At 61.7% G+C, this 25,926-nt stretch carries 29 protein-coding genes; 15 read left to right on the forward strand and 14 right to left on the reverse strand.

Translation table 11 applies throughout. The features are described from left to right. Positions 1-167: 167 nt before the first annotated feature. The 4 genes from SB659_RS11145 to SB659_RS11160 all read left to right on the forward strand — a co-directional run bounded on the left by SB659_RS11145 (position 168) and on the right by SB659_RS11160 (position 3,507). Positions 168-776, forward strand: coding sequence for a TasA family protein (locus SB659_RS11145; RefSeq protein ID WP_410550091.1), 609 nt, complete (start codon positions 168-170; stop codon positions 774-776). Between the two features lie 118 nt (positions 777-894). Beyond that, positions 895-1,317, forward strand: coding sequence for an Hpt domain-containing protein (locus SB659_RS11150; protein WP_284978739.1), 423 nt, complete (start codon positions 895-897; stop codon positions 1,315-1,317). 145 nt (positions 1,318-1,462) lie between these two features. Beyond that, positions 1,463-2,203 (forward strand): IclR family transcriptional regulator, encoded by a 741-nt coding sequence (locus SB659_RS11155; RefSeq protein WP_410550449.1) that lies wholly within the window; start codon positions 1,463-1,465, stop codon positions 2,201-2,203. Positions 2,204-2,319: 116 nt separating this feature from the next. Further along, complete coding sequence (locus SB659_RS11160) at positions 2,320-3,507, forward strand: 4-hydroxybenzoate 3-monooxygenase (protein ID WP_410550450.1); 1,188 nt, start codon at positions 2,320-2,322, stop codon at positions 3,505-3,507. An 83-nt stretch (positions 3,508-3,590) separates the two neighbouring features. Here the strand turns inward: SB659_RS11160 and SB659_RS11165 are convergent, their stop codons facing one another. The 6 genes from SB659_RS11165 to SB659_RS11190 form a co-directional block, all read right to left on the reverse strand. Then, positions 3,591-5,264 (reverse strand): DUF222 domain-containing protein, encoded by a 1,674-nt coding sequence (locus SB659_RS11165; RefSeq protein ID WP_410550451.1) that lies wholly within the window; start codon positions 5,262-5,264, stop codon positions 3,591-3,593. A gap of 144 nt (positions 5,265-5,408) precedes the next feature. Further along, positions 5,409-5,873 (reverse strand): phage tail protein, encoded by a 465-nt coding sequence (locus SB659_RS11170; protein WP_410550452.1) that lies wholly within the window; start codon positions 5,871-5,873, stop codon positions 5,409-5,411. A gap of 67 nt (positions 5,874-5,940) precedes the next feature. Then, positions 5,941-6,810, reverse strand: coding sequence for a class II glutamine amidotransferase (locus tag SB659_RS11175; protein WP_410550453.1), 870 nt, complete (start codon positions 6,808-6,810; stop codon positions 5,941-5,943). A gap of 70 nt (positions 6,811-6,880) precedes the next feature. Further along, positions 6,881-8,281: a glutamate decarboxylase gene (locus SB659_RS11180; protein WP_410550454.1), complete on the reverse strand. Its 1,401-nt coding sequence runs from the start codon at positions 8,279-8,281 to the stop codon at positions 6,881-6,883. A 107-nt stretch (positions 8,282-8,388) separates the two neighbouring features. Continuing rightward, positions 8,389-9,012, reverse strand: a complete 624-nt coding sequence (locus SB659_RS11185) for a hypothetical protein (protein ID WP_410550455.1) — start codon at positions 9,010-9,012, stop codon at positions 8,389-8,391. A gap of 130 nt (positions 9,013-9,142) precedes the next feature. Next, positions 9,143-9,439 carry a hypothetical protein gene (locus SB659_RS11190; RefSeq protein WP_410550456.1) on the reverse strand — a complete coding sequence of 99 codons (297 nt, stop codon included), beginning with the start codon at positions 9,437-9,439 and terminating at the stop codon, positions 9,143-9,145. Positions 9,440-9,715: 276 nt separating this feature from the next. Here SB659_RS11190 and SB659_RS11195 point away from each other — a divergent pair, with 276 nt between their 5' ends. Together SB659_RS11195 and SB659_RS11200 are read left to right on the forward strand one after the other, a co-directional pair. Next, entirely contained in the window at positions 9,716-10,534 is an 819-nt protein-coding gene (locus tag SB659_RS11195; protein ID WP_410550457.1) for a DUF2382 domain-containing protein, read from the forward strand. Positions 10,535-10,668: 134 nt separating this feature from the next. Continuing rightward, positions 10,669-10,869: a hypothetical protein gene (locus SB659_RS11200; RefSeq protein ID WP_410550458.1), complete on the forward strand. Its 201-nt coding sequence runs from the start codon at positions 10,669-10,671 to the stop codon at positions 10,867-10,869. Here SB659_RS11200 and SB659_RS11205 read toward each other — a convergent pair. After that, positions 10,838-12,691, reverse strand: a complete 1,854-nt coding sequence (locus tag SB659_RS11205; protein ID WP_410550459.1) for a glycoside hydrolase family 15 protein — start codon at positions 12,689-12,691, stop codon at positions 10,838-10,840. The two genes, SB659_RS11200 and SB659_RS11205, sit on opposite strands and share 32 nt — an antisense overlap. Positions 12,692-12,877: 186 nt before the next feature. Here SB659_RS11205 and SB659_RS11210 point away from each other — a divergent pair, with 186 nt between their 5' ends. Then, positions 12,878-13,108 (forward strand): DUF6458 family protein, encoded by a 231-nt coding sequence (locus SB659_RS11210; protein WP_284978750.1) that lies wholly within the window; start codon positions 12,878-12,880, stop codon positions 13,106-13,108. An 88-nt stretch (positions 13,109-13,196) separates the two neighbouring features. Then, positions 13,197-13,481, forward strand: a complete 285-nt coding sequence (locus tag SB659_RS11215; RefSeq protein ID WP_284978751.1) for a hypothetical protein — start codon at positions 13,197-13,199, stop codon at positions 13,479-13,481. Positions 13,482-13,519: 38 nt separating this feature from the next. Here the strand turns inward: SB659_RS11215 and SB659_RS11220 are convergent, their stop codons facing one another. Beyond that, entirely contained in the window at positions 13,520-13,711 is a 192-nt protein-coding gene (locus SB659_RS11220) for a hypothetical protein (RefSeq protein ID WP_284974943.1), read from the reverse strand. A gap of 158 nt (positions 13,712-13,869) precedes the next feature. Beyond that, complete coding sequence (locus SB659_RS11225) at positions 13,870-14,463, reverse strand: histidine phosphatase family protein (protein WP_410550460.1); 594 nt, start codon at positions 14,461-14,463, stop codon at positions 13,870-13,872. A gap of 85 nt (positions 14,464-14,548) precedes the next feature. Here SB659_RS11225 and SB659_RS11230 point away from each other — a divergent pair, with 85 nt between their 5' ends. Beyond that, positions 14,549-14,902: a hypothetical protein gene (locus SB659_RS11230; protein WP_284978753.1), complete on the forward strand. Its 354-nt coding sequence runs from the start codon at positions 14,549-14,551 to the stop codon at positions 14,900-14,902. Between the two features lie 303 nt (positions 14,903-15,205). Then, complete coding sequence (locus SB659_RS11235) at positions 15,206-16,612, forward strand: serine/threonine-protein kinase (RefSeq protein WP_284978754.1); 1,407 nt, start codon at positions 15,206-15,208, stop codon at positions 16,610-16,612. 59 nt (positions 16,613-16,671) lie between these two features. On the opposite strand, the gene SB659_RS11240 is transcribed toward SB659_RS11235, so the two are convergent. From SB659_RS11240 to SB659_RS11250, 3 genes are all read right to left on the reverse strand, one after another. Continuing rightward, positions 16,672-17,901, reverse strand: a complete 1,230-nt coding sequence (locus SB659_RS11240; protein WP_410550461.1) for an ATP-binding protein — start codon at positions 17,899-17,901, stop codon at positions 16,672-16,674. A gap of 66 nt (positions 17,902-17,967) precedes the next feature. Then, positions 17,968-18,627: a winged helix-turn-helix transcriptional regulator gene (locus SB659_RS11245; protein WP_410550462.1), complete on the reverse strand. Its 660-nt coding sequence runs from the start codon at positions 18,625-18,627 to the stop codon at positions 17,968-17,970. Between the two features lie 6 nt (positions 18,628-18,633). Further along, positions 18,634-19,068 carry a VOC family protein gene (locus SB659_RS11250; RefSeq protein WP_410550463.1) on the reverse strand — a complete coding sequence of 145 codons (435 nt, stop codon included), beginning with the start codon at positions 19,066-19,068 and terminating at the stop codon, positions 18,634-18,636. 564 nt (positions 19,069-19,632) lie between these two features. Here SB659_RS11250 and SB659_RS11255 point away from each other — a divergent pair. Then, positions 19,633-20,436: a DUF1206 domain-containing protein gene (locus SB659_RS11255; RefSeq protein WP_410550464.1), complete on the forward strand. Its 804-nt coding sequence runs from the start codon at positions 19,633-19,635 to the stop codon at positions 20,434-20,436. A gap of 73 nt (positions 20,437-20,509) precedes the next feature. Here the strand turns inward: SB659_RS11255 and SB659_RS11260 are convergent, their stop codons facing one another. Next, positions 20,510-20,776, reverse strand: coding sequence for a hypothetical protein (locus SB659_RS11260; protein ID WP_284978760.1), 267 nt, complete (start codon positions 20,774-20,776; stop codon positions 20,510-20,512). Next, the gene (locus tag SB659_RS11265; protein ID WP_284978868.1) at positions 20,769-21,038 is read right to left on the reverse strand and encodes a GlsB/YeaQ/YmgE family stress response membrane protein; all 270 of its coding nucleotides are present in this window, start codon (positions 21,036-21,038) and stop codon (positions 20,769-20,771) included. Before SB659_RS11265 ends, SB659_RS11260 begins: the two co-directional genes overlap by 8 nt. Positions 21,039-21,661: 623 nt before the next feature. Here SB659_RS11265 and SB659_RS11270 point away from each other — a divergent pair. The 4 genes from SB659_RS11270 to hpaE all read left to right on the forward strand — a co-directional run bounded on the left by SB659_RS11270 (position 21,662) and on the right by hpaE (position 25,921). Further along, on the forward strand, positions 21,662-22,063 hold the full coding sequence (locus SB659_RS11270) for a hypothetical protein (protein WP_410550465.1): 402 nt from the start codon (positions 21,662-21,664) through the stop codon (positions 22,061-22,063). A gap of 127 nt (positions 22,064-22,190) precedes the next feature. Continuing rightward, positions 22,191-23,714 (forward strand): fumarylacetoacetate hydrolase family protein, encoded by a 1,524-nt coding sequence (locus tag SB659_RS11275; protein ID WP_410550466.1) that lies wholly within the window; start codon positions 22,191-22,193, stop codon positions 23,712-23,714. Next, positions 23,707-24,375 (forward strand): GntR family transcriptional regulator, encoded by a 669-nt coding sequence (locus SB659_RS11280; RefSeq protein ID WP_284978763.1) that lies wholly within the window; start codon positions 23,707-23,709, stop codon positions 24,373-24,375. The genes SB659_RS11275 and SB659_RS11280 overlap by 8 nt, the downstream gene beginning before the upstream one ends. Before the next feature lie 31 nt (positions 24,376-24,406). Next, entirely contained in the window at positions 24,407-25,921 is a 1,515-nt protein-coding gene (gene hpaE, locus SB659_RS11285; RefSeq protein WP_410550549.1) for a 5-carboxymethyl-2-hydroxymuconate semialdehyde dehydrogenase, read from the forward strand. Positions 25,922-25,926 lie beyond the last annotated feature (5 nt).

Consider the following 25,926-nt stretch of genomic DNA (forward strand, 5'->3'; position numbering starts at 1 on the left):
TTGCCTGGGTAGTGGGTTTCTTGAGCTTTTCCTGATCATGTCCTGATCGAACACCTGAGTGGTTCTTGATGGTGGCCCGGCACAGTAGTTCTTGTCAGCCAGAGAGGCTGGAAAAGATCAACTGGCCGGCCCGAAAACGGTGGCCTCCCGAAAGGACACTGATTCCCATGGCCATCAGCCTCAAAACCACCTCCGGGAAAATCCTCGCCTCCGTCGCACTGGTCGGCACCGCAGCCGCCGTCGCCGGCATGGGAACCTACGGCGCGTTCACCTCCTCGACCTCGGCAAGCCAAGCCGTCACCGCCGGAACAATCACCATCGCCCTGGGCGCCCCCGGAGTGAACAACACCCTGAACGTCCCCGTCGCAGGACTGCTCCCCGGAGACAAAGTCGAAAAACTCGTCACCCTCTCCAACACCGGCAACTCAGACCTGAACACCGTGTCACTGACCACCACCGCCGGAGCCACCGCATCCCTGCTGACCACCGACACCGTCAACGGCCTGCAACTGACCATCGAAAACTGCTCCACCGCCTGGACCGGCGCCACAGCCCCCTACACCTGCACCGGCACCAAAACCACCGTCCTGGCCTCCGCACCGGTCATCACCGCCAACCAGACCCTGACCAACCTCACCTCCCTCACCGCAACCAAAACCGACAACCTCAAAGTCACCACCGCATTCCCCACCACCGCCAACGACACCTTCCAAGGCGCCACCAGCACCATCTCCTTCGCCTTCAACGCCACCCAACGCACCGCCACCACCAAATAACCAGCTACCGCCGAGCCTGATCGGGCGCCCCCCTGCCCGATCAGGCTCGAGCGGTTACTAGCAATTACCAAACTGGTGGCACAACCGCGGAAGGAATGCCATGATGAGCATGCCGGAGATGACTGAGGAAACTGTGGTGTCGGAAACTGCGGCGTCGCCAATAGTCCTCTGGGAACTGGACGCGCTAAGGAGCCTTGGGGACGAGTTGGGCGATTCCCGTCCCGTCGCACGCTTCCTTTCGACCTACCTGAGTATGCTTCCGGGCAGGGTCCTCAGGATTTCCAAGGGTTTGTGTCAACACGACACCAACGCCACCCTGGATGCGGTGCTCAGCCTGAAGATCTCCTCGGCCATGGTTGGGGCTATGGAGGCGGAATCGCAATGCCGCGCAATGGAATCGATGATCAGGAACCACTGCTTGGCTTCTGCCGCCGAGGTCCTACCGGCACTTCGGAGTGCTGCCGAACGCTGTCTGGCGGCCGCCCCGCAGGTGCTCGGCAATGCCGCGGCAGGCGCCCCTCACCATCTGCGCAGCTCATAACCTCCGCAGCTCATAACCGATCTGAGTCGGGGCTGGTTGGTGCACCCCTGTAGCCCGGGGGCAGCGCGGCTGCTGCTAACGATCAATTGGTCTTACCATTGAATGGAAGGCGCCACCTCCGGCGCCTCTGGTGGAGGAGCACATCGTGGCAAATTCAGATTCGGGCGACTCCGTTGTCGATCGGGTTGTCAGGGTCTTTGAGGCATTCCCTGAAGGTGTGGCGTCACTCCAGCTGACTGAGCTCGCTGAGCGCGCAGGCCTGCCGCTCTCCTCGGCCCATCGGCTGGTCCGGCAGCTCTCCGGCCATGGGCTACTGGAGCACGACGCCGGCGGCACCGTTCGCTTGGGCATGCGCTTGTGGGAACTCGTGAACCGCAATTCGCCCACCTTGGCCTTGCGACAGGCGGCGATGCCGTTCATGGAGGACATCCAACAAGTACTCAACCAGAACGTTAATTTAGCTGTGCTCGATGGGTGGGAAGCTCTGTTCGTGGAGCGTCTCTCGCGCAGGGGGTCAATAGTCAACCGTGCTCGGGTAGCAGGGCGGATGCCCGTGCATATCTCATCTGCGGGTTTGGTCCTGATGGCGCATCAATCGGCCCAGCTCCAAGCCGAGTACCTCAAGCAGTTCCGAGACCCTTCAGGAAAGATGACTGCCGACGTCGTACGTCGTTTGCTCGCGGAGGGCGCGCAGCAAGGGTATGTGCAGCTCGCCGGCGTCGTGGACCCGGACGCCTGGGGAATTGCGGTGCCGGTGATGGATGGAAAACGCCGGACGCTAGCGGCATTGGGCGTGGTGGTGCCCGTTGCTGAGATGCGCCTTCAAGCCTTGGTCCCCGCACTTCAGACCGCAGCCCGCGGCATAGGACGCCGTCTTGAAGCGTAATTAGCCTTCCGTTCAACGGAATGTACGACCCCTCGAGCAGTCCCTGCCCGCCAGACTGATTGCAGATCCATCCCAGCCAGATCTTGGGCGGGGACCGCAACGAAGCGAGGAGTACCATGGCACGCACGACTATCACTACCCAAGTCGCCATCATGGGGGCTGGTCCGGCAGGGCTGATGCTCTCCCATCTCTTGGCCAAGCAGGGAATCGAATCCGTAGTGGTGGAGATCCGGAGCCGACAACAGATCCACGAGACAGTTCGCGCCGGCATCCTCGAACACGGCACCGTGAACTTGCTGGTCGACTCCGGAGTGTCGGACCGGGTTCTGCGCGAAGGGGACAGGCACGACGGCATTGAGCTTCGCTTTAACGGTGAGAGTCATCGCATCAATTTCAAGGAACTCGTGGGCGAGTCTGTGTGGCTCTATCCCCAGACGGATGTCTTCGCGGACCTTGCCGCCCGCCGCGAGGCCGACGTCGGCGACGTGCGCTACAGCGTCACCGACACGACAGTGCACGATCTCGAAGGCAAACCCAAGGTTTGGTTTACCGATGCGGAAGGCCATGACGTGGAGGTTGAGGCGGACTTCATCGTAGGCGCTGACGGCTCACGTAGCCACTGCCGCTTCCAGATACCTGAAGCCAACCGCAAATGGTATTTCCACGAGTACCCCTTTGCCTGGTTCGGCATCCTGGCTGAAGCGCCGCGAAGTGCCGATGAGCTCATCTACGCTAACTCCGACAACGGCTTTGCCCTGATCAGCCAGCGTACCGAAACCGTTCAGCGGATGTACTTCCAGTGCGATCCCCACGAAAACGTTGCCGAATGGGACGACGAGCGCATTTGGTCAGAGTTCCGCCGGCGGGTCAACGGCAACGGGTTCGAACTAAAGGAAGGGCCGGTGCTTGAAAAGATGGTTCTTCCTTTCCGGAGCTTCGTGCACACGCCGATGCGCCATGGCAACCTTTTCCTGGCCGGGGATGCGGCGCACACCGTTCCGCCTACCGGAGCCAAGGGCTTGAACCTGGCCATCCATGACGTCAAGGTACTTTTTGAGGGTTTGGACTCTTTCTATTCGAGCGGCTCCACGGCCACGTTGGATTCTTATAGCGACCGGGCCCTTGACCGGGTCTGGAAGGCGCAGCATTTCTCATACTGGATGACTTCCATGCTGCACACCGTGCCGGGTGCGGACGATTTTGACAGGGCGCGGCAACTCGGCGAACTGCACTCTGTTGTTGGATCCGAGCACGGGAAAGCGTACCTGGCGGAGTCCTATACGGGTTGGCCGACGTCGCGCTGAAGCCATGATGAGCATTACGTTGCCTCCGATCGACGGCGAACGGGTGGGTGGATGAGGGCCGACAGAACCTAGGGTGCTCCCTCCTACGTTCTGAGGGGTTTGTGGTGGTGGTTCCGCTGCGGCGTTTGACCGGGGTCAACGTGGAGTGGCGGGACGAACCACGGGACACCTCGAATGACGGTGATTTTCCATTGTTCTTTGTGCACGAGGTGATGGTGGTGGCTGCAGAGCAGGGTGCCGTTCTCGGTACTTGTGGTCCCGCCTTGTGACCAGTAGGTGACGTGATGGGCTTCGCACCAAGGGGCGGGCATGGTGCAGTCAGGGAAGGCGCAACCTCCGTCCCGGGCGGTGATGGCTTTCCTGACGTGGGGCGGGAACAGCCGAGTGGTGCGGCCGATGTCCAACACCCGGGACTCGCTGCCGAGCAGGACGGGAATAATGTCGGCGTCGCAGGCGATTTTGCGGATGGTGTTGGGGTGGATTGGGCCGCTGAATGTGGCCCTGCCGCTGGACGGGCCCCGGTACCTGCGTTGGACTTGTTGGAGGAGGTCGCGGTGGTCGATCGTGACGGTGACTTGGGGCCGCAGTCCACCGTTGGAGGGCAGTTGGCCGGTGGCCAGTGCCACGTTGCAGGCACCGACCAGTCCGTCCAGGAGCCTCTGCGCCCTGGATCGTCGGTCTAGAACTGGGCGGGCGGGTTCCTCTTTCAGCGCCGCCGTGCCTGCAGCGGAAGCTTCGACTGTGCCGGTGCCTTCATTGCTGGCCGTGCTGGCTGGTGTGCCGGCGCCGGTAGTGCGAAGACGTGGGTTGGTCGCGGTGTTCATGACGGTGGTGAGGGTCTCGAACTGTTCAGTGGTGGCGAAGATTTCAACGTGGTGGAGCCCGTGGCGGGGCTTGCGAATGAAGGCGCCTTGGAGTTGGCGAAGGGCTTCTTCGGTGGGTTCGGGCCCGTCTTGGTCGATGGCGTCAGTCCAGCGCCTGGCAATCGTGGCGACGAAGTCGGGGTCGGACTGGATTGCCGTCTGGGTCAGGGCACGCTCCATGGCCGCGATCGTGTCGGTGCTGGCGAAGTGCGTGACCTTGTCCAAGGCCATCGTGATGATCGTCGCGGACCGCGAAGGCACAAGCGCGGAGGCGATGGCGTCGGCGAGCTCTTCCCGCTTGGGCGTCACCGATTGACGGGCGATGCCGGCGTGGGGGAGGAGTTCGGAGGCCAGTGCAAGCCTACGCCGGGCTTCACTGATACCGATCCGCAAGCGGGCGCGCAAGAACTCCGCTGCGTTCCGGTACCCGTCGTCCAAGAGGGTCGCAGGTTTCCTGCCGTAGTCTTGCGCTTTGGCGGCTTGTGACCCTGGCCCCGCCGCTCGTGATGGTTTCATCTGTTCAGCCTCGTGCCGGGTCCGGGCTACCGCGTGAGCTGCGACTACCTGCAGGTACTCCAGGGACCGGGAGATCTCCTCAACCGTGCCGGCAAAAGCGGCGGCCTCGGTGAAGTCCATCAGGCGCCCTTCGACGGCAGCAGCTGAACGTGCCGAGTCGAGGCCCGAAATGCAGTTCTCCAGGATCTGCCCGATGCCGGTTAAGTCAGTAGAGGAACCCGGCGAGGGCTCGCGTCCCTGAGGAGGCGAAAGCGGCGGCATGGCAGTGTTCCGGGCCCCCGCTGTGCCGCCCCTGCGTCGCGAGATGCGGGGCTGGGCGCCACTCTGCTGCTTCCGCTGTATTACCACCTGCCCGCGTACCTGCCCGCCGTTTCCCATAGAGAAACCCTGTCACGGGAGCCAAACAAGCATCAGGTGCAATCCGCGCTATGTGGAAAACCTCCCTAAACCGAAGCACCTGAACCTGAGCGGTCGGCGAAACGGAAACGGCGGCCATGGAGGTACTCACGGGCCTGGGGCTACCTAGTACTCGCCTTTGATCACGAAGTAGGAGCCCCTGATGACACCGGCAAGTTTCGATTTCTGGCGGGCGAACTTGAAGCGTGATTCGAGTTCCTCGGGAATCTCCATTCCCTCCGAAAGTTTGAATCCCACAGCCCTCTTGCCGCCCTCCTCGATGCTGTACATGACGTTGATGGACAGGCCGGACTCGTAGAAAACGTAATCCATGCGGAGCCCGTCAACTTCGAAGGAAGTCGCTTCCAGCGGACGGGACCCGATGACAATGTCCCGTTCTTCTTTCAGGATGCGGCTAACGCGCTCGATCACCTCGGGGACCTCGTCCGCGGGGCTGACGGTGAAGGCATGGTTGTACTTGTTCATGTAGTAGCGAGACTCATTGGCGCGCAAGCCGGCGAGCGCATCGACCACAGGAGACGACTCCAAGCCTTCTGTAGAAACGTTTTTGAAGTCAACGATGTGCTGCAATGCGATCTCCTCAACTAGGTGTGTTGGGACCACGATAACCTGACACCGAGCTGCCGCCCGAAGGAGGTCAGGGTTTTTGCGATTCCGCGGCGTGGGGTTCAAGGTCGGCCAGGGTGAGCTGGTGGGCCGGGGCGTCCGGGAAGGGAAAGGTGCTCCGGGCTGCCAGATCCGGGCCAACATGGATCAGCTCACCGGATCTGAGCGGACGCCATCCGGGGTCGTGGTCCATGCGTTCGGTAGCGAAAAGTACGTGTTTGGAACGGGTGAGCTCAGTGCTTCGGGAGTGTATCCGCTTGCTCCGTGCATCCAAGGGCGCAGCGGGGCCCGGAACCGCGGCAGGTTCCCGCTCCAGGATGTATAGCTCGTGCGTTGCCGGGTACCTGAGGCTCCAAATGTCGGTGGCTGTTGTCAGGATGAAGTTCAAACTGAACACCGGCAATTCTGCGGCAATCCAACTGACGGCGCGTCCGATTCCAATTCCCACATCTCGTGCTGCCTTCCGGGTTTCCGCGGTGATGAGGGCGAACAGGCGTTCACTGTCCGTCTGTCCTTTTACGAGATCCAGAACACCCAGGCTGTCCAAGTGAGCGTCGAGCTTTTGCAGTCCTTCGAAGGAACCGTTGTGGGCGAACAACCGGCCGTCCTGCTCGAAGGGGTGCGTGTTCACCAAGGTTAAGGCGCCGGTACTCGCGTAGCGTACGTGGGCCAAGAACGTGGTGCTTTTGAGGTCCCGGGCTTCGCGGGCGAAAGCATGGTCTTCCCAAGCGGCGAGTGGCTGTTTGGCCACTCGCGGCTTCCCGGCGGCGTCGTAGGTTCCGATGCCGGCGCCGTCGGGTTCCCGACGACTCTGGACGGAGAGGCTATCCGGGGCGTCCAACAACCAAAACGTGGCCCGGACAGGGTGCGCGCCGGCATGCAGCCCGAAGAGTCGGCACATGTCATTGCTCCTTCACGACGAGGACAGCACAGCCGGGGCGATCAGCTGACACAGGACACGGTACAGCCCGCTAGTGGTGGAAGGCAGGTGTTTGTCCGACGGTGGGCATCGGGGCGTCGAGGGAATCGAGGTATTGGACTTCCCTCTTCAGGTCGGTGAGGAAGCTCGATGCCAGGTCTCGCGTAAAGCCGTTCCGGACCACGATTCGCTGGACGGTAATTTCACTGAGCCCATCAGGCAAGGGGTAAGAGGGAACCAGCCATCCGTTCAGGCGGAGGCGCTCTGAAAGATGGTGGAGGTTCCATGTGTCGGTATGGCCGTCTGCGAGCTGCCATGCAAAGACAGGGATGTCGGATCCGTCGCTCCACAGCTTGAACGCGTCCATGGCTCCGATCTCGCTCGAGAGGTAGTGGGCGACGTCGCGCGAGGTGGCTTGGACGGACTTGTATCCGGCAAAGCCCAAACGAAGGAAAAGGTAGTACTGCAGTAGCACCTGGGCGCCGGGGCGGGAAAAATTGAGGGCGAACGTGGGCATGTCCCCGCCCAGGTAGCTCACGTGGAATATCAGGTCGTCAGGCAGAGCTTCTTGGTCCCGCCATACAACCCAGCCCAATCCGGGGTAGACCAGTCCGTATTTGTGGCCCGAGGTGTTAATGGAGGCTACCCGGGGCAACCTGAAGTCCCACACAATTTCCGGCTGCAGGAACGGAGCCACCATAGCGCCGGACGCGCCGTCCACGTGGATGGGGATGTCGAGGCCTCTGCGTTCCTGAATGTCGTCCAGCGCGGCGGAGATGGCATGGACCGGTTCGTACTTGCCGGTGTACGTTACGCCCATGATGGCGACGACGCCGATGGTGTTCTCGTCCACGTACTGATCGAGGCCTTCGCCGTCGAGGACCGGGTGTTCCGCTGATACCGGAACGTAGCGCGCCTCGACGTCCCAGTAGTTGCAGAATTTTTCCCAGCATACTTGGACTGCGGAGCTGAGGATGAGGTTCGGCTTGTCCGTTGGCAGGCCGTCTGCCCGCCGTTTGTGTTGCCAACGGCGCTTGAGGGCCAATCCGCCGAGCATGCAGGCTTCCGAGGATCCGATGGTGGACGTTCCCACGCTTTTGGCTGCGTCCGGTGCGTTCCAGAGGTCGGCGAGCATCCGCCAGCAGCGCGTTTCAATCAGCGCAGTTTGCGGGTATTCGTCCTTGTCGATCATGTTCTTGTCGAAGGCCTGGGCATAAAGTTCCGATGCTTCGGGCTCCATCCAGGTCCCGACGAACGTTGCGAGGTTCAGCCTGGAGTTGCCATCCAACATCGCTTCGTCGTGCACGATCTGGTAAGCGGTGGCGGGCAGTGACTCGCCCTCGGGCATGGTAAAGCGCGGGAAGATTGTGGCCTCACCGGCCCTGCTGAACAAGGGGTTGAGTTCGACGGCGGTGTCCGGCTCATGTTTGGACGTCCGGTGTGATCTGCTCATGGCTGCTCCTTGGGATTCTGTCCTACACAGCATTGAAGCGTCCGACGGCGGGAGGCCGCCGTCGGACGCTTTGTGCCCTTGCGTGTTTGGTAGTTTATGCGGGTTTGCTAGTCGACGACGTCGGTGCGACGCTCGACGGCGGCCCGGTCGACTTTGCGGTGGAAGTGCATTCCCGCCTTGCCGCCCAGGATGGCCCCGAGGAGGGGAACGATCAGGGCAATGACGAGGCCGATGATGCCACTGACTGTCAGGAGGCTGCCGTCGACGGGGATCTGCGGTGCTCCGTTGAGGTTGCCGAGGATGTTGAACTGGCTGCCGGCTACCGTGGCGAGGATGGCCACGATCACGGCGACGATGATGCCCCAGAGCCAAACGGCGAGTCCTTGCCGGGCTCCGTCAAAGCGGGCCATCCTGCCCGCCACGTATCCGCCGCAGTAGTACGCAAGAAATAGAATGATGGCGAGAATTATGCCGCTGGCAACCCCGAGTGTTTGGGCGTTCTTGCTGGCCTGGTCTGCGGCCTGGTTAACGTTGGTGGAATTTGCAGCGCCGACGCCGACGCCGATGGCGGTCGCCAAGGCGCTCAGCAGGACGGTCATCCCGATGGCGGTGAGCCAGCCGAAGAACGCTGAGCCCCATTTGATGCCGCCGAACCGTTCCTTTTCAGTGGCGACGATGTCATTGGTACGCCCTTGGGGAGTGCTTGCTCCCCTGGAATCTCTTTGTGCCATGTCATGTCCTTGTGGAGTGGGGTGATCATGCGCCGGGGCCTCGGCTCGACCCTGGTACCTCAATCGAAACACCACAGGACACTAGAAAGCAAGGCTACTTACCATTGAAATGTCGACGTGCTTGTCCCGCCTAGTCCGGAATCTCCATCTGGAACCCGCACTCGTCGCAATGGAGTACGCGGGTGGTCAGGTAGGCCTCAAGGTCAGGATCCACCCTGCGGTCGTCGAGGCCGGTCATGAGCATGCTTCGCTTCCCGGTCCCCGTGTGCATGGCTACCCCGCAATGGAGGTAGCGCTTGCTGAGGCGCGGAATGCTTTGGTTTTTTGTGGAGCCTCGGAAGTGGGCGTCCTCGTCGTCGACTCGGACTGCGGTCATCGCAGGGGCCGGAGCGGAGGAGGGAAAATGATGCGCTGGCTGAGCAGGCATTGGTTGGTCCTGAAAGTAAATGGAGAGTGGACGCCTATGGCATAAGTGTTGTTCTCCTCTCTTGAGGGTAAGCGCGGCAGGCCCGGCATCGCAAGCTTGGTGAATCTTTGTCCAAGGGGTTGCCAAGGCAACACTAAGCATGCTTATGGTATTGGTGTTCCTCGTTGACGGGTCGACATTTATTCTCAGGAATTCCCCGTAACAGCGTCTCGAACGGCCCGGTGAAGCATCTCGCCAGGCATTTTCAGCACCAGAACCGCATTCCAAGGAGACATCATGCTCGCTAGGGAAAACATTGACCGTTTGATGGGCCTCAACGGAAACGTCCGTACGGCAGACGGTGACAAAGTTGGTTCCATTGGCACCTTCTACACCGATGACGACACGGGAGAGCCCACATGGGTCACAGTGAAGACCGGGTTGTTCGGCAGCTCCGAGTCTTTCATTCCGCTTGAAGGAGCATCCGTGGACGGCGACGACGTCGTTGTCCCCTACGGCAAGGACCACATCAAGGACGCACCCCGCGTAGCCGACGACGGACACTTGGATCCGGGCGAGGAGGACCGCCTGTACAACCACTACGCAATCCAGGGGCGGGACAACGGAAACGGCCAGGCCGCAGGCACGTATGGGACTGCCGACACGTACCAAGACACGGCTACCACCGGCACGTCCGGCACGAACGCGACCGGCACCGCTGACGTGAACGCCTCCGGCGGCGGCGATTCCATGACCCGTTCCGAGGAGCGCCTGAACGTGGGAACGGAAAAGCAGGCTACAGGCCGTGCCCGCCTCCGGAAGTACATCACCACGGAAAACGTCACCACCACGGTGCCCGTCCAGCGCGAGGAAGTTCGCTTGGAGCGGGAGCCCATCACAGACGCCAACGCGAGCGACGCCATGTCCGGGCCGGACCTCACCGAAAGCGAACACGAGGTAACCCTTCATGAGGAGCGCCCCGTGGTCGAGAAGGAAACCGTCCCGGTGGAGCGGGTTCGCCTCGAAAAGGAGACCGTCACGGACAACGTCCAGGTCGACGAGGAAGTCCGCAAGGAAAACATCGAAACTGACGGCACGGGCGAGACCCGCCGCTAGCTTGACCTAGGCGCAAGCCTGACCTAGGCGCAAGTCGGCTTAATGCAACGCGTCCGACGGCGGGAGGCCGCCGTCGGACGCGTTGTTGCGTCTTGCAGCTACCGCTCGAGCACCGGGAATGGGACGATGGATGGATGGGCGAACATGAGCAAGGCCAGCCCGCCGTGCCGAGGGGCGCAGCGTCAGAAGACCGGGGAGACCCGACCACCCAGCAAATTCGGACCATAGGCCAGCGCCGAAGGGAAGCCGAACGAAAACTGGACCAGCATCTGGAAGAAGCCAGCCACAAGGGCGAACCGCGGGCTAACGAAGACGAGGATCATTCCGAAGGGTAGCCGCACCCTCCTGTTGCGTTCTCTTATGCCGGTGCATAGGAGTGTCGCTGTGGTGTGCCTCGCCATGATGAAGTTGCAGGGCGCTGTGGATCAGCGGGAAGTGGCTGAACGCTTGCGGGGTGTTCCCGAGTTGCCGCTGGGACCGGGGATCCCACTCCTCGCTCAGCAGGCCCACATCGTTGCGCAGGGTGAGCAGCCGCTCAAAAAACGACGTGGCCTCGGCTGTGCGGCCAACACCAAGAAGTGCATCAACCATCCAGAACGAACACGCAAGGAATACACCTTCGTCGCCAGGGAGTCCGTCGTGCCCGGAGGCAGTGTTGTAGCGGAGTACTAAACCGTCATCGGTCAGGCCCTTTTGGATGGCATCAACGGTCCCCACCACATGGGGGTCGCGGTGGGGCAGGAAGCCCACCCGCGGAATGAGCAGCAGGCTGGCGTCCAGCTCTGTGCTCCCGTAGGACTGTACAAAGGAATTGAGCTTCTGGTTGAAGCCCTTTGACATCACGTCCGCATGGATCTCGCCACGAAGTGCTGCCCAACGTTGCACGGGTCCCGGCAGGCCGGAAGTCTTGACACCCTTGACCATGCGGTCGGCGGCCACCCACGCCATGACCTTGGAGTGGGTGAAGTGGCGCCTCGGGCCCCGAACCTCCCAGAGTCCGTTGTCCGGCTGGTCCCACGCCCCTTCCAGGTACTCCATGAGGGCCACCTGGATATCCCAAGAGTTATCGACTGTGCCCGGCGGTGAGTACGCCCGGGTCAGCGAGAGCCCATCCAGGACTTCGCCCCACACATCGAGTTGGAGTTGGGGGGCCGCGGCGTTTCCCAGCCGGACCGGCGTGGAACCCTCGTAACCGGAGAGCCAGGGGATCTCTGCCTCCGGAAGTCGGCGGGCGCCGTCGAGCCCGTACACGATTTGCAGCTTGGCCGGGTCTCCGGCGATTGCCCGGAGGAGCCATTCACGCCATGCCGCGGCTTCTTCTGTGTAGCCGGCAGCAAGCAGGGACTGCAGCGTCAGCGTTGCGTCCCTGAGCCAGCAGTACCGGTAATCCCAGTTCCGCGGGCCGCCTATTTGTTCTGGCAGGGACGTGGTGGCGGCTGCCACAATTCCACCAGTGGGTGCGTAGGTGAGGGCCTTGAGGGTGATCAGGGAGCGTTCGATGGGCTCCTTGTACTTCCCCTGCATTTCGGAACGCGCCACCCAGTCGATCCAAAACGATTGAGTCGTTTCGAAGGCCCGGCGTGCGTCGATCTGCCGGGGTTCCCGTTCGTGGCTAGGAGCCCAGCGCAGGACGAAGGGAATCCTCTCGCCTGCCCGCACCGTGAATTCGCTAAAGGTGCGCTTGTCCCGGCCCTGAAGGGGGACAGGAGTGGTGAGGTAGGCCGAATCCGGCCCGGCCACTGCACTGATGCCATGCTTGCTGCGGCGAACCCAAGGAACCACGGTGCCGTAATCGAAGCGCAGGACCAGTTCCATCTCCATGGTGACCTCACCGGCGAGGCCCTCCACGATCCTGACCAGATCCACGGCATCGTCCCGTACCGGCATGAAGTCCGTGACGCGGACCGCTCCGCCGTCGACTTCCCATTCGGATTCCAGGATCAGGGTGTCTTCGCGGTACCGGCGCCGGGTGCAGTTGCCCTGGGCGCCCTTTGGCGCAAGGAGCCAGCGGCCGGCCTCAGGTGAATCCAGAAGAGCCGCGAAGCAGGCCGGGGAGTCAAAACGGGGGAGGCACATCCAGTCAATGGATCCGTTGCGTCCCACGAGGGCTGCCGTGTGAAGATCGCCAATGAGGGCGTAATCCTCAATCCTGGCCATGGATCAGTTCCTTACTTCGGTGCAATCGATTACGCCTGACCGTACCCTGTCCGTTTGGCTGCCTCAACGCTGACGCGGCTCTTTCCAGGTGATGACCATGCTGGCGGGACCAAATGATCATAAGTATCCTGATGTTACGGACGCGTCCGCTATGGCCGCGTGCCGAACGAACTTGAGGAGCTCGTTATGAGAATTGGTTCTTCCATTGCCCTGATTGCCATCGGAGCTATTCTGGCTTTCGCGCTCGCCCCCGGACTCATTCCCTTCTTGGACCAAGTCCTGGTGGGATACATCCTGATGGTGGTCGGCGTCTTGGGGCTGATCATCTCCATCGCCATGTCGAGCCGCACCCGGCGCACCGTCGTCGAGCGGCGCGTTGCACCGGAAACGATTGTTGAGCGTCGTCCCGAAATCTAGCCGGCTCGCCCGAAGCGTGAAGCGCTCGACGGCGGAGGGTCGCCGTCGAGCGCCAACGCAGCGGGACGTCACAACGTAGGCTTTTGACATGGAAAACTCATTCGTCGTTGAACCTGTAAATGTGAACGAGTATCTGCTCCGCTGGGCAGCAGAGGGGCAGGCAGGCGAGTCCCTGTTCCATACCAACCCGGAGTTCCTCGCGGAGGTAGGCCTGGATGGCTTCGACGAGCAGCTGGTCGTCGAAGAAACCGCGGATTACCTGGCAGAACGCCAGCCGGTGATCGACTTTCCGCAGACCGTCGATCTCGAAGAAATCGCCGCCGCGTACGGGGATTATGCCGAAGAGCTAAAGGCTCGGCTCGAGTCGCGGTAACAGTCCGCGGGTGTTTCCTCCGCGAGTGATTCCCGGGGTCACCACAGTAGGTCGACGTCGAACTCTTCCGGGCGACGTCCGGTGGCGAGGGCCGCAGCCTCACGAACCGCCTGGGCGGCTTCTCCGAGACTGGGGGACTGGACCACGAGGTCGGGAATTTGCGTGACGTGCAACTCAAACCAACTATCGGCGGCCCTTGTCACCATCGCTGTCAGGGCAATCGCGGTCATAACGCAGGTTCCTGCCCTTCCAGGACAGTGATGACCGGGAGGTTAAGGTCGAGGCCCTCCCGGGGCGCAGACTAGCGTAAGCCACCTTCTCGACTTAATTGAGCATACAGAAATTCGTATGCTTAATGTCGGTATTCGGGGAGGAAATTCCGGCTAAATCAGGCGTCGACGTCGGCGCTCACGCGCTCGCCGTTGAAGTACTCCAGCTGCCAGTCGCCGGAGGCATCGTAGGTGGCGAGATTGAGCGCAGCATTGTGTACGTTGCCCAAGGTCCGGCCGATCGCTCGGCTGAGAGCCAAACGAATCAATGTCCCGTGCGCCACCACCAATACCCGCTGGCCTTCAAATTCGTGCGCCAACGCTTCGAGCGCCGCCAGTCCACGGCTTGCTGCATGGTGATCGCTTTCGCCCCCTTGGAAGCCGTCGGCAATTCGGAGGGCTTCCAACTCGGGACCGGCCTGCAACCCTTCGGCGCGGCCGAAGCTGCGTTCAATAAGTTCGGGAATGTGTTTGGCCACTGTGAGCCCCAGTTCGCCCGCGATGATCCGCGCTGTCTCCGCGGCGCGGTCCAGCGGGGAGGAAACCACCACATCCCAGGCGTGGCCTTTCAAGGCACTTGCGGCATCACGGGCCTGGCCACGGCCGACGTCGTTGAGCGGGATATCCGTGGCACCCTGCAGCCGGCGCTCGGCGTTCCAGTCGGTCTGGCCATGGCGGACGAGGGCGAAGGTGGTGAGGGTCATGCCTTCCATTCTGCACTGCCATCGCTGGGGGTGCACTTTGTAAGTCTCCTTATAGACTGCTGATGTAACTGTTCTCGACGCTTAGGGGAAGTACATGAGCTACAACGGAAGTCCATCCGAAAAGGCAGTTCCTGCCGGAGAGTTGGACCGGCGTCACGTGGGCCAGTCGGTGAGTTTTCAAGCCAACGACTTCACGGTGGTTTTCGGTACCATCGCCGGGATTGCCCGCACGGAGGCGCAGGTCTACTTGTCCCTTGCCGGAGTCGGCGGCGGCACGCACCTGAAGGACGAATATGATCTGCCTATCTCCCAGGAGGTCTACCTTCAACTGGATCCACTGAGCAGTGCGGAAAAGGGCTTTTCTGAAGCCGCGAGCCGCATCAAGGACAAGCTTGACGAGCTTGGCAAGAACCTTCGCGACCGGGACCAAGCCAAGGATTCCGAGTAGTCGCCCAGCGAATATATGGCCACCACGGCCGATGACGCCCCGCCGAAGCACTGGCGGGGCGTCAGCCATTTGGTACCAAAAAGACCCGTGACATTGCCCTACCCCCTTAGTACTAAGTATCCTGATGACTTATCCAGCGAAACTGGATGACGCTGTTTGGGCTGGGGGTTGCTCGGGCCGTGCGGGCTGAAGCAGGCGGCCACGCGGCCATCGCTGAAAAAATATGATCGACGGCATTGCCTGGCATTGGCGGACAAGTAACTGTCCGAAGCATCCAGGTGAGCCTGAAGGGCGTGACAATTCGTGGGCAACAATGAAGAGGCCGGGAACATCCCCGGCCCCGATCTCGATCGCGGTGTCCTTGACGGGCGCTATCAACTTGGTCCGATCCTGGGCCGTGGCGCCATGTCCACCGTTTACCGGGCTACAGACCTGCTTCTGGGCCGTGACGTGGCCATCAAGCTCTTCCTGCCAGGCTCGGGGGATGAGTCCTTCCGGGCGCGCCAGGAAACCGAGATGCGCCTTCTTGCGAGCTTCGACCACCCCGCACTCGTGGCTGCTTTCGACACGGGCGTCGACACGCGTAATGACGAGGAGCGGGCGTATTTCGTCATGGAGCTTGCCGAGGGCCGGGACCTCCGCGCCGTGCTCGCCGATGGGCCGCTGCCAGTGTGGGAAGCCGCGAATATCGGTTTTAGGATCGCTGAAGCCTTGTCCGAAGTCCACGCCCGCGGGGTCATCCACCGTGACATCAAACCCGCGAACATCCTCGTCTCGGGCGGGGATGTTCATACCCAATCCGTGAAGCTCGCGGATTTCGGCGTCGCGCTTGTCATGGACGACAACCGCCTGACAGCCACCGGATTCACGGTGGGCACTGCCCAATACCTGAGCCCCGAACAAGCCCAAGGACTCCACCTGACTCCAGCGAGCGACATCTATTCCTTGGGTTTGGTCATTTTGGAGGCCCTTACCGGCAAAGCCGAATACCCTGGCACGCCGGTGGAGACGGCGACGGCGAGGCTGCACCGGTCTCCGCACATTCCCCCGGGGCTGCCGCGATCGTTGCGTTCCTTGCTCGCGGCGATGACAGACATGGACCCCCTAAAGCGGCCCGGCGCCCACGAGGTCGAACAGACATTGGCGGTGGAGCGGACGCGCCCTGGCCGCCCGGCCGCCGTCGTGGCGCCTCTGCCGCCGATGCCGTCCAGGCCGCCGCTGGCGGTCCGGACCAGGCGCCAGTCCGCCGTCGCCGGTGCAGTGAGCCTGGGCAGGCGGCGCCCGAAGACGGTTCGCGGTTTGGCCGCTGCAGCGGTGACCGTTCCACTGGCGTTGTTGATGTTCGCGCACGGGCTGGTCCCCTCTGCGAATATCCCGCCCGCCCAGCGCGCAGACGTCAACGTGTCCCAAGCCGATCCGCAGACATCGGCACCGGCGGAGCCCGCTGGTCAGGGCTCGACCCAGCCAGTGGAAGCCGTGCCGACGGCCGCCCCGGTAGCCGTGCCAACACCCCAGGGTGTCCCGGCAGCAGTAGTTGATCTTCCAGCTGCGGTGCAACTTCCCGCGCCGGCTCCCGTGACGCCTGCCGCGCCTGCAGTCGTTGAGCCGGCGAACCACCCCGCGGGGAACGCCAAGGATTCCGGCGGCGGGAAGCAAACCAAACCTGAGAAGGCAAAAGACAAATCGCAGAAAAACGGCCCCGGCAAGTAGGCCGGCGCCTTATGCGGGCGATTTTATTGCTGCGCTATTACCGACGCCGGTAACGGCGGCTACGCGCCGGCCGGAAAGCTGATCGCCACTGTGGTTCCGCCACCCGGAGTTTCCGTGAGGCTAAGCTCCCCGCCGTGGGACTTCGCGATGCTGCTGCAGGTGGCCAGGCCTAAACCGGAACCGGGTCCATCGCCCTCGCGTCGCAACCGCACCAGAGGTTCCAGGACCTTGGCGCGGTCCTCAGGATTTATGCCTTTACCGTTGTCGGCTACGAAGAGGGTTGCACCCTGGTAGTTGGATACGCCGCTGATCCGGATGCGGAGCTCCCGCTCTTGACTCCGGTAGTTCATGGCGTTGGACAAGAGGTTTTGAAGCAGGACCCGGAGTTGGGCTTCATCGGCGGAAAGTCTGAGGTCCTGGACTTCAACGATGCCGTCATTCTCAATGCCGAGGTCGCGGATGACGTCTACAGCCACGTCCTGTAAGGACAACTGGGCCGGTTGGATTCCGCCCCCAACCCGGGAGTAGTTCAGGACGTCTTCCAGCATCCCCAGCATCCGCCGTCCGCTGGCACCGATCCGGTTCAGGTACTCGGCCGCCACGCTGTGGCCGCCGATGTCGGGGTCGTCTTCCACCAATTCCACATATCCAAGAATGGTGGTGAGCGGGATGCGGAGATCATGGCTGACACGGCCCGCGAACCCCGCCAGCTTGGCGTTGCTCTCTTTGAGCTCGGCGTAGGTCCTGTCCAACTGGACCGTGCGGTGCTGGAGTTCGAGTAGCTCCACCACTTGTTTGGCGAGTACTTCCAGCATGCCCACCTGCTGGGGGCTGAGTTCATTGGTCTTGTTCGAAAAAACGCACAAGGTCCCGGGAACGAAACCCGACTCCGTTTGAAGGGGCACAGACGCATAGAAGCGTACCTTCCCAATGTCCCCGGTCACAAAGGGATTGTCCGCGAACCGGGGATCCTTTGACGCGTCTGACACTATGGTCCGCTCGCGGGACAGGAACACCTTGGCGCACATGGAATCCTCGCGGGAGCAGACGCCGGGGTCCACGCCCCACGCCCCGATCTGGTGCTGGTACTCCGCGCTAATGATGTTAACGACGCCGAAGGGGGCCGAACATAGCTCGGCGGCGAGCCGTACGAGGTTCTGTAAAGCGCTCATGACGGCGGTGTTGGGCAGCAAGGTGGAGTCCGTTGCCGGGTCCAGTCCGTACTCCCTCAATTCGAGGTCACGGCTCGAATCGTCGGTAAAGGACAACCGGCCCAGCACTTCCGTCATATATAACTCCCCCAAGCGTCTTTAGGATTCCTCGCCGATACTATCGGGAAATCCGATGATCCCGGATCAGGCAGCGGCGAGGTGGAATGTGCTGGCGAAGCGATTCAAAAGATCGCCTGGTCCGTGCAACACCCTGACCACGCCTGCGGCCACGGCCTCATCAGGGGTTAGCTCCCCGGAGATGATCCGGTGAATGTCCGGACCGGCTGCAAAGGCAAGGTCTGCCGCTCCTTCCCATCCGGGGTCCTCACGACGCGTCACTTGGAGGGTCCCACCGGAGACCCTCACCAGCAATCCAGCGGAACCGACGTCGGCCTCATAGGAAGTGGCCGGGAACCTAGCTGCCACGTCGGGCTGGAACGCCGTTCGGAGGGACATCGTCATGGAATCCGGGGTGATGATCTGCTCCTCCCGGGGATCACCCAGGGCTTTGAAACCCCAGGCGCCCAGCGCAAGCACGATCGGTTCGAGCTCCCGGCCATACGGCGTCAACTCATAAACGATAACCCGGGAGTGCGGGATCCGGCGGATGATGCCGGCGGACTGTAAATCTTTGAGCCGGGTGGCGAGGATATTGCTCGGAATGCGGGGAAGGCCCCCTGCGAGCTCCCCGTATCGGCGTGGCCCCACCAGTAGATCGCGGACTATGAGCAGGGCCCAACGTTCACCCACGAGCTCCAACGCGCGGGTGATCGCGCAGTACTGCCCATAGTCCCGTGCAGCCATGCGGGATCAGGCCTGCTGGGTCATGTAAGCCTCAGGCCCCTGCTCGGCCGCCATCGGTTCCATGTAGCCGAACTCGAGCACATTTCCGTCAGGGTCAGTGAGTTGCCGTTGGTACATGAAGCCGAGATCCGTGGCGGGGCGATCTTCCGAGCCGCCTGCAGCGAGGCCGTTGGCCACCGTTGTGTCCACGTCTTCCTTGCTGTCGAGGAAGATCGCGGTGGCCACTGACACCGCTGCCGTAGGATCCCCGATGGGACGGTCCGTGAATGTCTGGAAGAACTCACGCACCAGGATCATGAAGTAGCTGTGGTTTTCTTCGACCACAACACAGGCCGCGTTGTGGTCAGTGAACATCGGATTGATGCTGAACCCGATCGCCGTATAGAACGACTTTGCCCGCTCGAGGTCTGTCACGGGCAGGTTGACGAACATTGCAGTCATGGTGGTCTCCGTCTGGTTGGTCCGGTACTGGACACAACCACACTTGCAAAAAACAAGTAGTGCGTCAAGAAGTTTCGTAAACAGACTTCGGGCGGACGCTGTGGCGTGGCCCGACGGGACGTTGCAGGCGTCGGAGAGTCTGGCAATCTTGAGCGAATCTTGAGATGACCCGGCGTCGTTCTTGAGGGGCCGGTCTGATGGTTGAAACATCAGCCAATACAGCTGATGGGAACTTCCAGGAAGGACCACCGGGAATGCCTGACCAGATCACGACCCCCTCAATGAGCGCCGGCGCTGCCTCGTCTGTGAAGTCCGGTCCGCTTGCCTGTGCCGAAGATGACTCGCGCCCCGCAATGGACGTCCTCGGACAAACGCGTTCCGTGTCAGCTGTCCGGGAGCAGTTCAACCCGTTTGGTGTTGGCCTAAGAAGCATCTGGCCGCAATCGGTGTGCGGTTTCTAGGACCTTCTGCTCGGCCTTCTTCCCATGCACATAGCCCTCGGGGGATTCCGGTGGCACCATGGTGTGCAACTAGAAGATAAGGAGGCTTGTCATCAAAGAGGAGATGAAGAAGGCCGCTGACGTGGCCGAGGAGGCTTCCAAATCCCGGACCTTCGAACGCGTAGCCCGCGCAGGGTATGCCGTGAGCGGCATCCTGCACGTCCTGATCGGCGTCATCGCCCTCCAGTTGGCGGTAGGGCGGGGTGGTGAAGCCGACGTCACAGGCGCGATATCCCAGATGGCCAGTCAGCCGGCAGGACCATTCCTCTTATGGGCTTGCTTTGCTGCGTGCGCGGCACTGGCTCTATGGCAACTAGGAAACGCCATTCTCGGTTACCGGAGGGGAGTCGATAACAAAGTATCCAAAAGGCTTTCAGCCGCTGGACAGGCCGTTGTGTATGCCGCTTTGGCGGCCACACTCATCTCCTTCGTGGTGGGCAAGGACAAGAACAGCCGGGAATCTACTACGGACGTCACCGCCAGCCTGATGAAGGCGCCGTTCGGCACGGCCATCCTGATTGCTGTAGGCGTGGGCATCATGATCACCGGCATAGTTTTCGGGCTGCGCGGCTTCACTAGGTCGTTCAAGAAAGATCTCGCTCTTTCTTCCAAGAAAGAAGACCGCGATTTCCAACTCAGTGTTGGCGTGATCGGTTACGTTGCCAAAGGTATTGCGCTGTTGCTCGTTGGATTGTTGGTGGTCATCGCAGCGGTCACTGCACGGCCCGAGCAATCCACCGGCCTCGACGGAAGCCTGAAGGCCCTGAGGGAACAGCCATATGGGCCATACCTCTTGGGGGCTGTGGCCCTGGGGCTTATTGCGTACGGGCTGTTCCTGATGGTCAAAGCCAAAACCCTGCGCACCTAGCTGCGACATCCGCTTAACTGCAAGAGCCCCGGAAGATGCGCAATGCATCTTCCGGGGCTCTTGGCGTTACAGGCTAGTTTTGCGTCTGCCCGGAACCGGAGGCTTCCTCATCCGGTTCGGATGAGAAGGGGCGGTCCTTCGCCGTATCTTCGGTGTTGCGTTCGTCCAACTCGGCATCAGCCGAGGGCACGGTCTTCTCGGCGTAGTCGCCGGCCGTGTAATCGCCCCCGGCGTCGTCGCGCAGAGTCTCGGGGGATACTCCCGCATCACCGTAGTCACCCTCGACGTACTGGCCGTCGAGTTCCTCGCCGTTGGCGTCTGGGTTCTGGTGCTTAGCCACGGTGAGTCCGGCGTCCTGCGAGGAGGCCATAGATCAGCAGAACAATGATGGATCCGCCAATAGCCAAGAGCCAAGTGGTAAGCGAGAAGAAGTCCTGGAGGCCGGTGTGGAAGAGAACGCCTCCGATCCAGCCACCCAAGAGGGCGCCGACGACGCCCAACAGAAGGGTGATGAGCCAGCCGCCACCCTGACGGCCCGGAAGGATAAGTTTTGCAATAGCGCCAGCCAAGAGGCCGAGCAGGAGAAAACCAAAGAAACCCATTTTTGGTCCCACTTTCTTGTTGATGTAAATTCCATGAACTTCCATGAACATTGTCAAGAGGTCCAGTTCATCGGGTGCCTGTTCCAATGTGGAGGCACCGTAAAGGGGCCCCTGGAGGCCCTATGGAACGCGGGGATTGGAACTGTTATGCCATCCCGATGAATGTCTTAAATAAAGCCAATAAAACACTCCTGCCGATGGGGTCGGTCCGTAGCACTGCACAAGCAACGCTAGCGGGTCCCCGGTCGAGTAGCAAGTAACCTGACTATTTTGCGTTACGGCCAAAAGCGTGCTTCCTTCGTCTAGATGCCGCGGATTCGGGGCGACGTCGGCTTGGAAATCCCGATGCCAGCGGTGCGCTGTCAGGTCTGTAGGGGGCGGCGTGATTGGCGCGGCTCGGTGTGGTTGACCCGCGGGATCTTCATCATCGAAGACCCTGAACATATGTGATTTCGTGCACGGCGTGGATGCTTTTCCTGAGTCGGAAGCAGCTCTTTGTCCATGATGATTCTGCAATTACAAAGGACTACAAAGGACTCGGGAGAATGAATGAATGTTCACGTGACAGTGGATGGGTGGCAGACTAGGGTCGAAAGATAGTCACCTCGGAAGGAGTGGTTCCCATGAAAGGGAAAGTAATGTTCGCCGTCGGCGTGGCTGTCGGTTACGTATGGGGTTCGAAATCCTGGTCGGAGGTCTACGGCCGGGTTCGCGGAGGGACAGAAAAGGTCCTAAAGAACCCGGACGTCCAGGACGGTGTGCATCAAGCCGCGGAGGCGGTGCAGGAATCGGTACCCGACATTTTGGACTCGTTGTATCAGGCGGGGAAGAAGCTGATCGATAAGGCTGAAGCCATGCTTCCGGGCTCCAAGGGGTCCGAGTCGGCAGGGGACTCGATCGCCACCTTGAAAACAGTTGCGGCCGCACCTGCCACGCCAACCGTGGCATCCGATGTTGTGTCAGAGCCTGGTGTGGAGGATGCTGCGGGTACGGGCCGGGCGGACCAGGGCAACTCAGCTCCCTAAACGCCATGCCTGACTGCTAGTCCCTTTGCTAGTCCCTTTGCAGAAAGGGGTTGACGGCGGAGACCTTCGCGGACATAGTTATCGTATACGATTTCGTACTCGATAAATCTTGCCCCAAGGAGGTGCCGTGACAGTGGAGTTTCGGACCCAAGACTTAAGCCAGTCCATGCTGGCCCGGACGCGCAAAGTCATAGCCGTCCACATCAACTACCCCAGCCGCGCAGCGCAACGTGGACGCACTCCCGCGCAGCCTTCGTATTTCCTGAAGCCTCCGACATCCTTGGCGCTGGGTTTCACAGACAATCCGGGGATTGTTGAGCGTCCAGCTGGATGTGAGCTGCTCGGTTATGAGGGTGAGATCGCGCTGGTGATCGGCAAGTCAGCCCGACGGGTCGGCTTGGATGATGCGTGGAGCCACGTCGAATGGGTCACCGCATCCAATGATCTGGGCGTTTACGATCTCCGCTATGCGGACAAGGGCTCCAACGTTCGGTCGAAGGGCGGTGACGGTTTCACTCCGGTGGGTCCGGCGCTCATTCCGGCCGATGCCGTTGACCCTGCCGGGCTGCGGATCCGCACGTGGCATAACGGCGAACTGGTCCAGGACGACACCACCGAGGACCTGCTGTTCCCGTTCGCGCAGCTCGTGGCGGACCTCTCCCAGTTGCTCACCCTCGAGGAGGGCGACATCATCCTCACAGGCACCCCTGCCGGTGCCTCCGTGGCCAAGCCGGGCGACGTCGTCGTCGTCGAAGTCACAGGCGGTGACTTCAGCACCGGCCGCCTGACCACCAAGGTCACAGAAGGTACGACGCCGTTCGCGGACTTTGGTGCCCAGCCCAAGGCAGATGACACGCAGCGCGAAGAAGCATACGGTTCCCGGGAGGCTGCCGGTTTGCCTGCTGCTGGTCCTGCCACGAGTGTGCTGACCCCTGCGTTGAAGGCCAAGCTGGAAAGCGTTGCGACTGCCACTTTGTCGTCCCAGTTGCGTAAGCGCGGGTTGAATAACGTGAGCATCGATGGACTGCAGGCAACCCGTCCAGACCGAAAAGTGGTGGGCTTGGCCCGGACACTCCGGTACGTCCCCAACCGCGAGGACCTCTTCAAGACCCGTGGCGGCGGGTTCAATGCCCAAAAGCGTGCTATTGACTCGGTCAATGCGGGCGAGATCCTCGTCATGGAAGCCCGCGGCGAGAAGGGCACGGGAACTGTGGGGGACATCCTCGCCCTCCGCGCCCAGGTCCGTGGTGCTGCTGCCATCATTACCGACGGCGGTGTCCGCGACTACTCTGCCGTGGCTGACCTGCAGATGCCCACGTACTTCGCGAACCCACACCCGGCAGTGTTGGGCCGGCGCCACATCCCCTGGGATACGGACATCACCATTGCCTGCGGCGGCGCCACCGTGCAGCCCGGGGACATCATCGTGGCTGACTCGGACGGCATTCTGGTGATCCCGCCGGCGATCGCCGAAGAGCTGGTGGATGACTGCATTCAGCAGGAAAAAGAAGAGACCTTTATCTTCCAAATGGTCAAAGAGGGCAACAGTGTTGATGGGCTCTACCCCATGAACAAGGAATGGCAGGACCGCTTTGCCGAGTGGTCCGCGGGGCAGGAAAGCCCCAGCCCGGAAGGAGCCCCAGGTGACTGAAACCGCCGTCGGAAGCGCCGCCGTCGGGAGTAAGTCCCAGCAGGCCTATGAAGCCGTCAAGGCCAGGATCGTGGAGGGGACCTACACGCCCGGTTACCGGCTGGTCCTGGCCAAAATTGCCGAGGACTTGGGTTTCAGCGTGGTGCCGGTGCGCGAAGCGATCCGCCGCTTGGAAGCTGAGGGGTTGGTGACGTTCGAACGGAACGTCGGCGCCACAGTGTCCGGCATCGACCCCACTGAGTACCTCTACACGATGCAGACGTTGAGCATCGTCGAAGGCGCCGCCACCGCACTGTCCGCGCCCCTCATCGACTCCGTGGCAATCGCCCGGGCCCGTGCAGTGAACGAAGAGATGCGTGAGTGCCTCAAGCACTTCGACCCCGTTCGTTTCACTGCGCTGAACCAAGACTTCCACAGCGTCTTGTTCGAATACTGCCCCAACCCGCACATCCTCGACCTCGTCCACCGTGGCTGGAACCGGCTCGCGTCACTCCGCTCGTCAACCTTCAGGTTCGTCCCCAACCGCGCCCATGAGTCCGTGCGCGAACACGAGGCGTTGCTGGAACTGATCGAGTCCGGAGCCGACGCCGAGACCATCGAAAAAGCGGCCCGCCACCACCGCGCCGCCACCCTGGACGCGTACCTCGCCAAAGCCACCTAACGCACTGCGTTGCTGAAAAGGAAAGACAATGATGACTGCTCCTGTAGAGACCACCGCCAAGCATTACATCCCCGAGAACCTGCCCACGCACATCCAGCACTTCATCAACGGCGAATTCGTTGACTCTGCGTCTGGTAAGACTTTCGATGTCCTCGATCCGGTGTCGAACGGCAACTACGCCACCGCCGCCGCCGGCCAGAAAGAAGACATCGACCTCGCGGTGGCCGCCGCACGGGAAGCGTTCGTCAACGGCCCGTGGCCGAAGATGAAACCACGTGAACGAGCCCGGGTGCTGAACAAAATCGCCGACGCCGTCGAAGCCCAGGAAGCGCGACTCGCCGAGCTCGAAACGTTCGACACCGGCCTGCCGATCACTCAAGCGAAGGGTCAGGCCCTGCGTGCCGCCGAGAATTTCCGGTTCTTCGCGGACTTGATCGTGGCACAGTTCGACGACGCCATGAAGGTCCCCGGTTCGCAGATCAACTACGTGAACCGCAAGCCGATCGGCGTCGCGGGGCTCATCACGCCGTGGAACACCCCGTTCATGCTGGAGTCCTGGAAGCTCGCCCCGGCCTTGGCCACCGGCAACACCGTGGTGCTGAAGCCGGCCGAGTTCACGCCTTTATCCGCGTCCCTCTGGGCACAGATCTTCAAGGACGCAGGCCTGCCCGACGGCGTGTTCAACCTGGTCAACGGACTGGGCGAAGAAGCCGGTGATGCCTTGGTGAAGCACCCGGACGTTCCGCTGATTTCCTTCACTGGCGAGACCACCACGGGCCAGACGATCTTCCGCAACGCTGCCGCCAACCTCAAGGGATTGTCCATGGAGCTGGGCGGCAAGTCCCCGTGCGTCGTGTTCGCCGATGCCGACCTGGACGCCGCGATCGATTCCGCCCTCTTCGGTGTGTTCTCGCTCAACGGCGAACGCTGCACCGCGGGCTCACGCATCTTGGTAGAGCAAGCCATCTATGACGAATTCTGCGAGAAGTACGCCGCCCGCGCCAAGAACATCGTGGTGGGAGACCCCCACGATCCCAAGACCCAGGTGGGCGCACTCGTCCACCCGGAGCACTACGCGAAAGTGGCATCGTACGTGGAGATCGGCAAGTCCGAAGGCCGGCTCCTTGCCGGCGGCGGACGACCCGACCACCTGCCCGAAGGCAACTACATCGCACCCACGGTGTTTGCCGACGTCGCACCTGACGCGCGGATCTTCCAAGAGGAAATCTTCGGTCCCGTCGTGGCCATCACGCCGTTCGAAGACGACGACGAAGCCCTCGCCTTGGCGAACAACACCAAGTACGGCCTGGCGGCCTACATCTGGACCCAGAACCTGACCCGGGCCCACAACTTCTCCCAGAACGTCGAAGCCGGCATGGTGTGGCTCAACAGCCACAATGTCCGTGATCTCCGGACCCCGTTCGGCGGCGTCAAAGCCTCCGGCCTGGGCCACGAGGGCGGCTACCGCTCCATCGACTTCTACACCGACCAGCAGGCCGTGCACATCACGCTCGGCGCTGTGCATACTCCAAAATTCGGCGCCTAGGCTGC

The organism is Arthrobacter sp. SIMBA_036, from assembly GCF_046535135.1.
GTDB lineage: Bacteria > Actinomycetota > Actinomycetes > Actinomycetales > Micrococcaceae > Arthrobacter.

Excerpts from the sequence above, each read along its gene's own strand:
- SB659_RS11145 (WP_410550091.1), top strand. The coding sequence starts at position 168 with ATGGCCATCAGCCTCAAAACCACCTCCGGGAAAATCCTCGCCTCCGTC.
- SB659_RS11150 (WP_284978739.1), top strand. The coding sequence starts at position 895 with ATGACTGAGGAAACTGTGGTGTCGGAAACTGCGGCGTCGCCAATAGTC.
- SB659_RS11160 (WP_410550450.1), top strand. The coding sequence starts at position 2,320 with ATGGCACGCACGACTATCACTACCCAAGTCGCCATCATGGGGGCTGGT.
- SB659_RS11165 (WP_410550451.1), bottom strand. The coding sequence starts at position 5,264 with ATGGGAAACGGCGGGCAGGTACGCGGGCAGGTGGTAATACAGCGGAAG.
- SB659_RS11175 (WP_410550453.1), bottom strand. The coding sequence starts at position 6,810 with ATGTGCCGACTCTTCGGGCTGCATGCCGGCGCGCACCCTGTCCGGGCC.
- SB659_RS11180 (WP_410550454.1), bottom strand. The coding sequence starts at position 8,281 with ATGAGCAGATCACACCGGACGTCCAAACATGAGCCGGACACCGCCGTC.
- SB659_RS11185 (WP_410550455.1), bottom strand. The coding sequence starts at position 9,012 with ATGGCACAAAGAGATTCCAGGGGAGCAAGCACTCCCCAAGGGCGTACC.
- SB659_RS11190 (WP_410550456.1), bottom strand. The coding sequence starts at position 9,439 with ATGCCTGCTCAGCCAGCGCATCATTTTCCCTCCTCCGCTCCGGCCCCT.
- SB659_RS11195 (WP_410550457.1), top strand. The coding sequence starts at position 9,716 with ATGCTCGCTAGGGAAAACATTGACCGTTTGATGGGCCTCAACGGAAAC.
- SB659_RS11200 (WP_410550458.1), top strand. The coding sequence starts at position 10,669 with ATGGGCGAACATGAGCAAGGCCAGCCCGCCGTGCCGAGGGGCGCAGCG.
- SB659_RS11205 (WP_410550459.1), bottom strand. The coding sequence starts at position 12,691 with ATGGCCAGGATTGAGGATTACGCCCTCATTGGCGATCTTCACACGGCA.
- SB659_RS11210 (WP_284978750.1), top strand. The coding sequence starts at position 12,878 with ATGAGAATTGGTTCTTCCATTGCCCTGATTGCCATCGGAGCTATTCTG.
- SB659_RS11215 (WP_284978751.1), top strand. The coding sequence starts at position 13,197 with ATGGAAAACTCATTCGTCGTTGAACCTGTAAATGTGAACGAGTATCTG.
- SB659_RS11220 (WP_284974943.1), bottom strand. The coding sequence starts at position 13,711 with ATGACCGCGATTGCCCTGACAGCGATGGTGACAAGGGCCGCCGATAGT.
- SB659_RS11225 (WP_410550460.1), bottom strand. The coding sequence starts at position 14,463 with ATGGAAGGCATGACCCTCACCACCTTCGCCCTCGTCCGCCATGGCCAG.
- SB659_RS11230 (WP_284978753.1), top strand. The coding sequence starts at position 14,549 with ATGAGCTACAACGGAAGTCCATCCGAAAAGGCAGTTCCTGCCGGAGAG.
- SB659_RS11240 (WP_410550461.1), bottom strand. The coding sequence starts at position 17,901 with ATGACGGAAGTGCTGGGCCGGTTGTCCTTTACCGACGATTCGAGCCGT.
- SB659_RS11245 (WP_410550462.1), bottom strand. The coding sequence starts at position 18,627 with ATGGCTGCACGGGACTATGGGCAGTACTGCGCGATCACCCGCGCGTTG.
- SB659_RS11250 (WP_410550463.1), bottom strand. The coding sequence starts at position 19,068 with ATGACTGCAATGTTCGTCAACCTGCCCGTGACAGACCTCGAGCGGGCA.
- SB659_RS11255 (WP_410550464.1), top strand. The coding sequence starts at position 19,633 with ATGAAGAAGGCCGCTGACGTGGCCGAGGAGGCTTCCAAATCCCGGACC.
- SB659_RS11265 (WP_284978868.1), bottom strand. The coding sequence starts at position 21,038 with ATGGGTTTCTTTGGTTTTCTCCTGCTCGGCCTCTTGGCTGGCGCTATT.
- SB659_RS11270 (WP_410550465.1), top strand. The coding sequence starts at position 21,662 with ATGAAAGGGAAAGTAATGTTCGCCGTCGGCGTGGCTGTCGGTTACGTA.
- hpaE (WP_410550549.1), top strand. The coding sequence starts at position 24,407 with ATGACTGCTCCTGTAGAGACCACCGCCAAGCATTACATCCCCGAGAAC.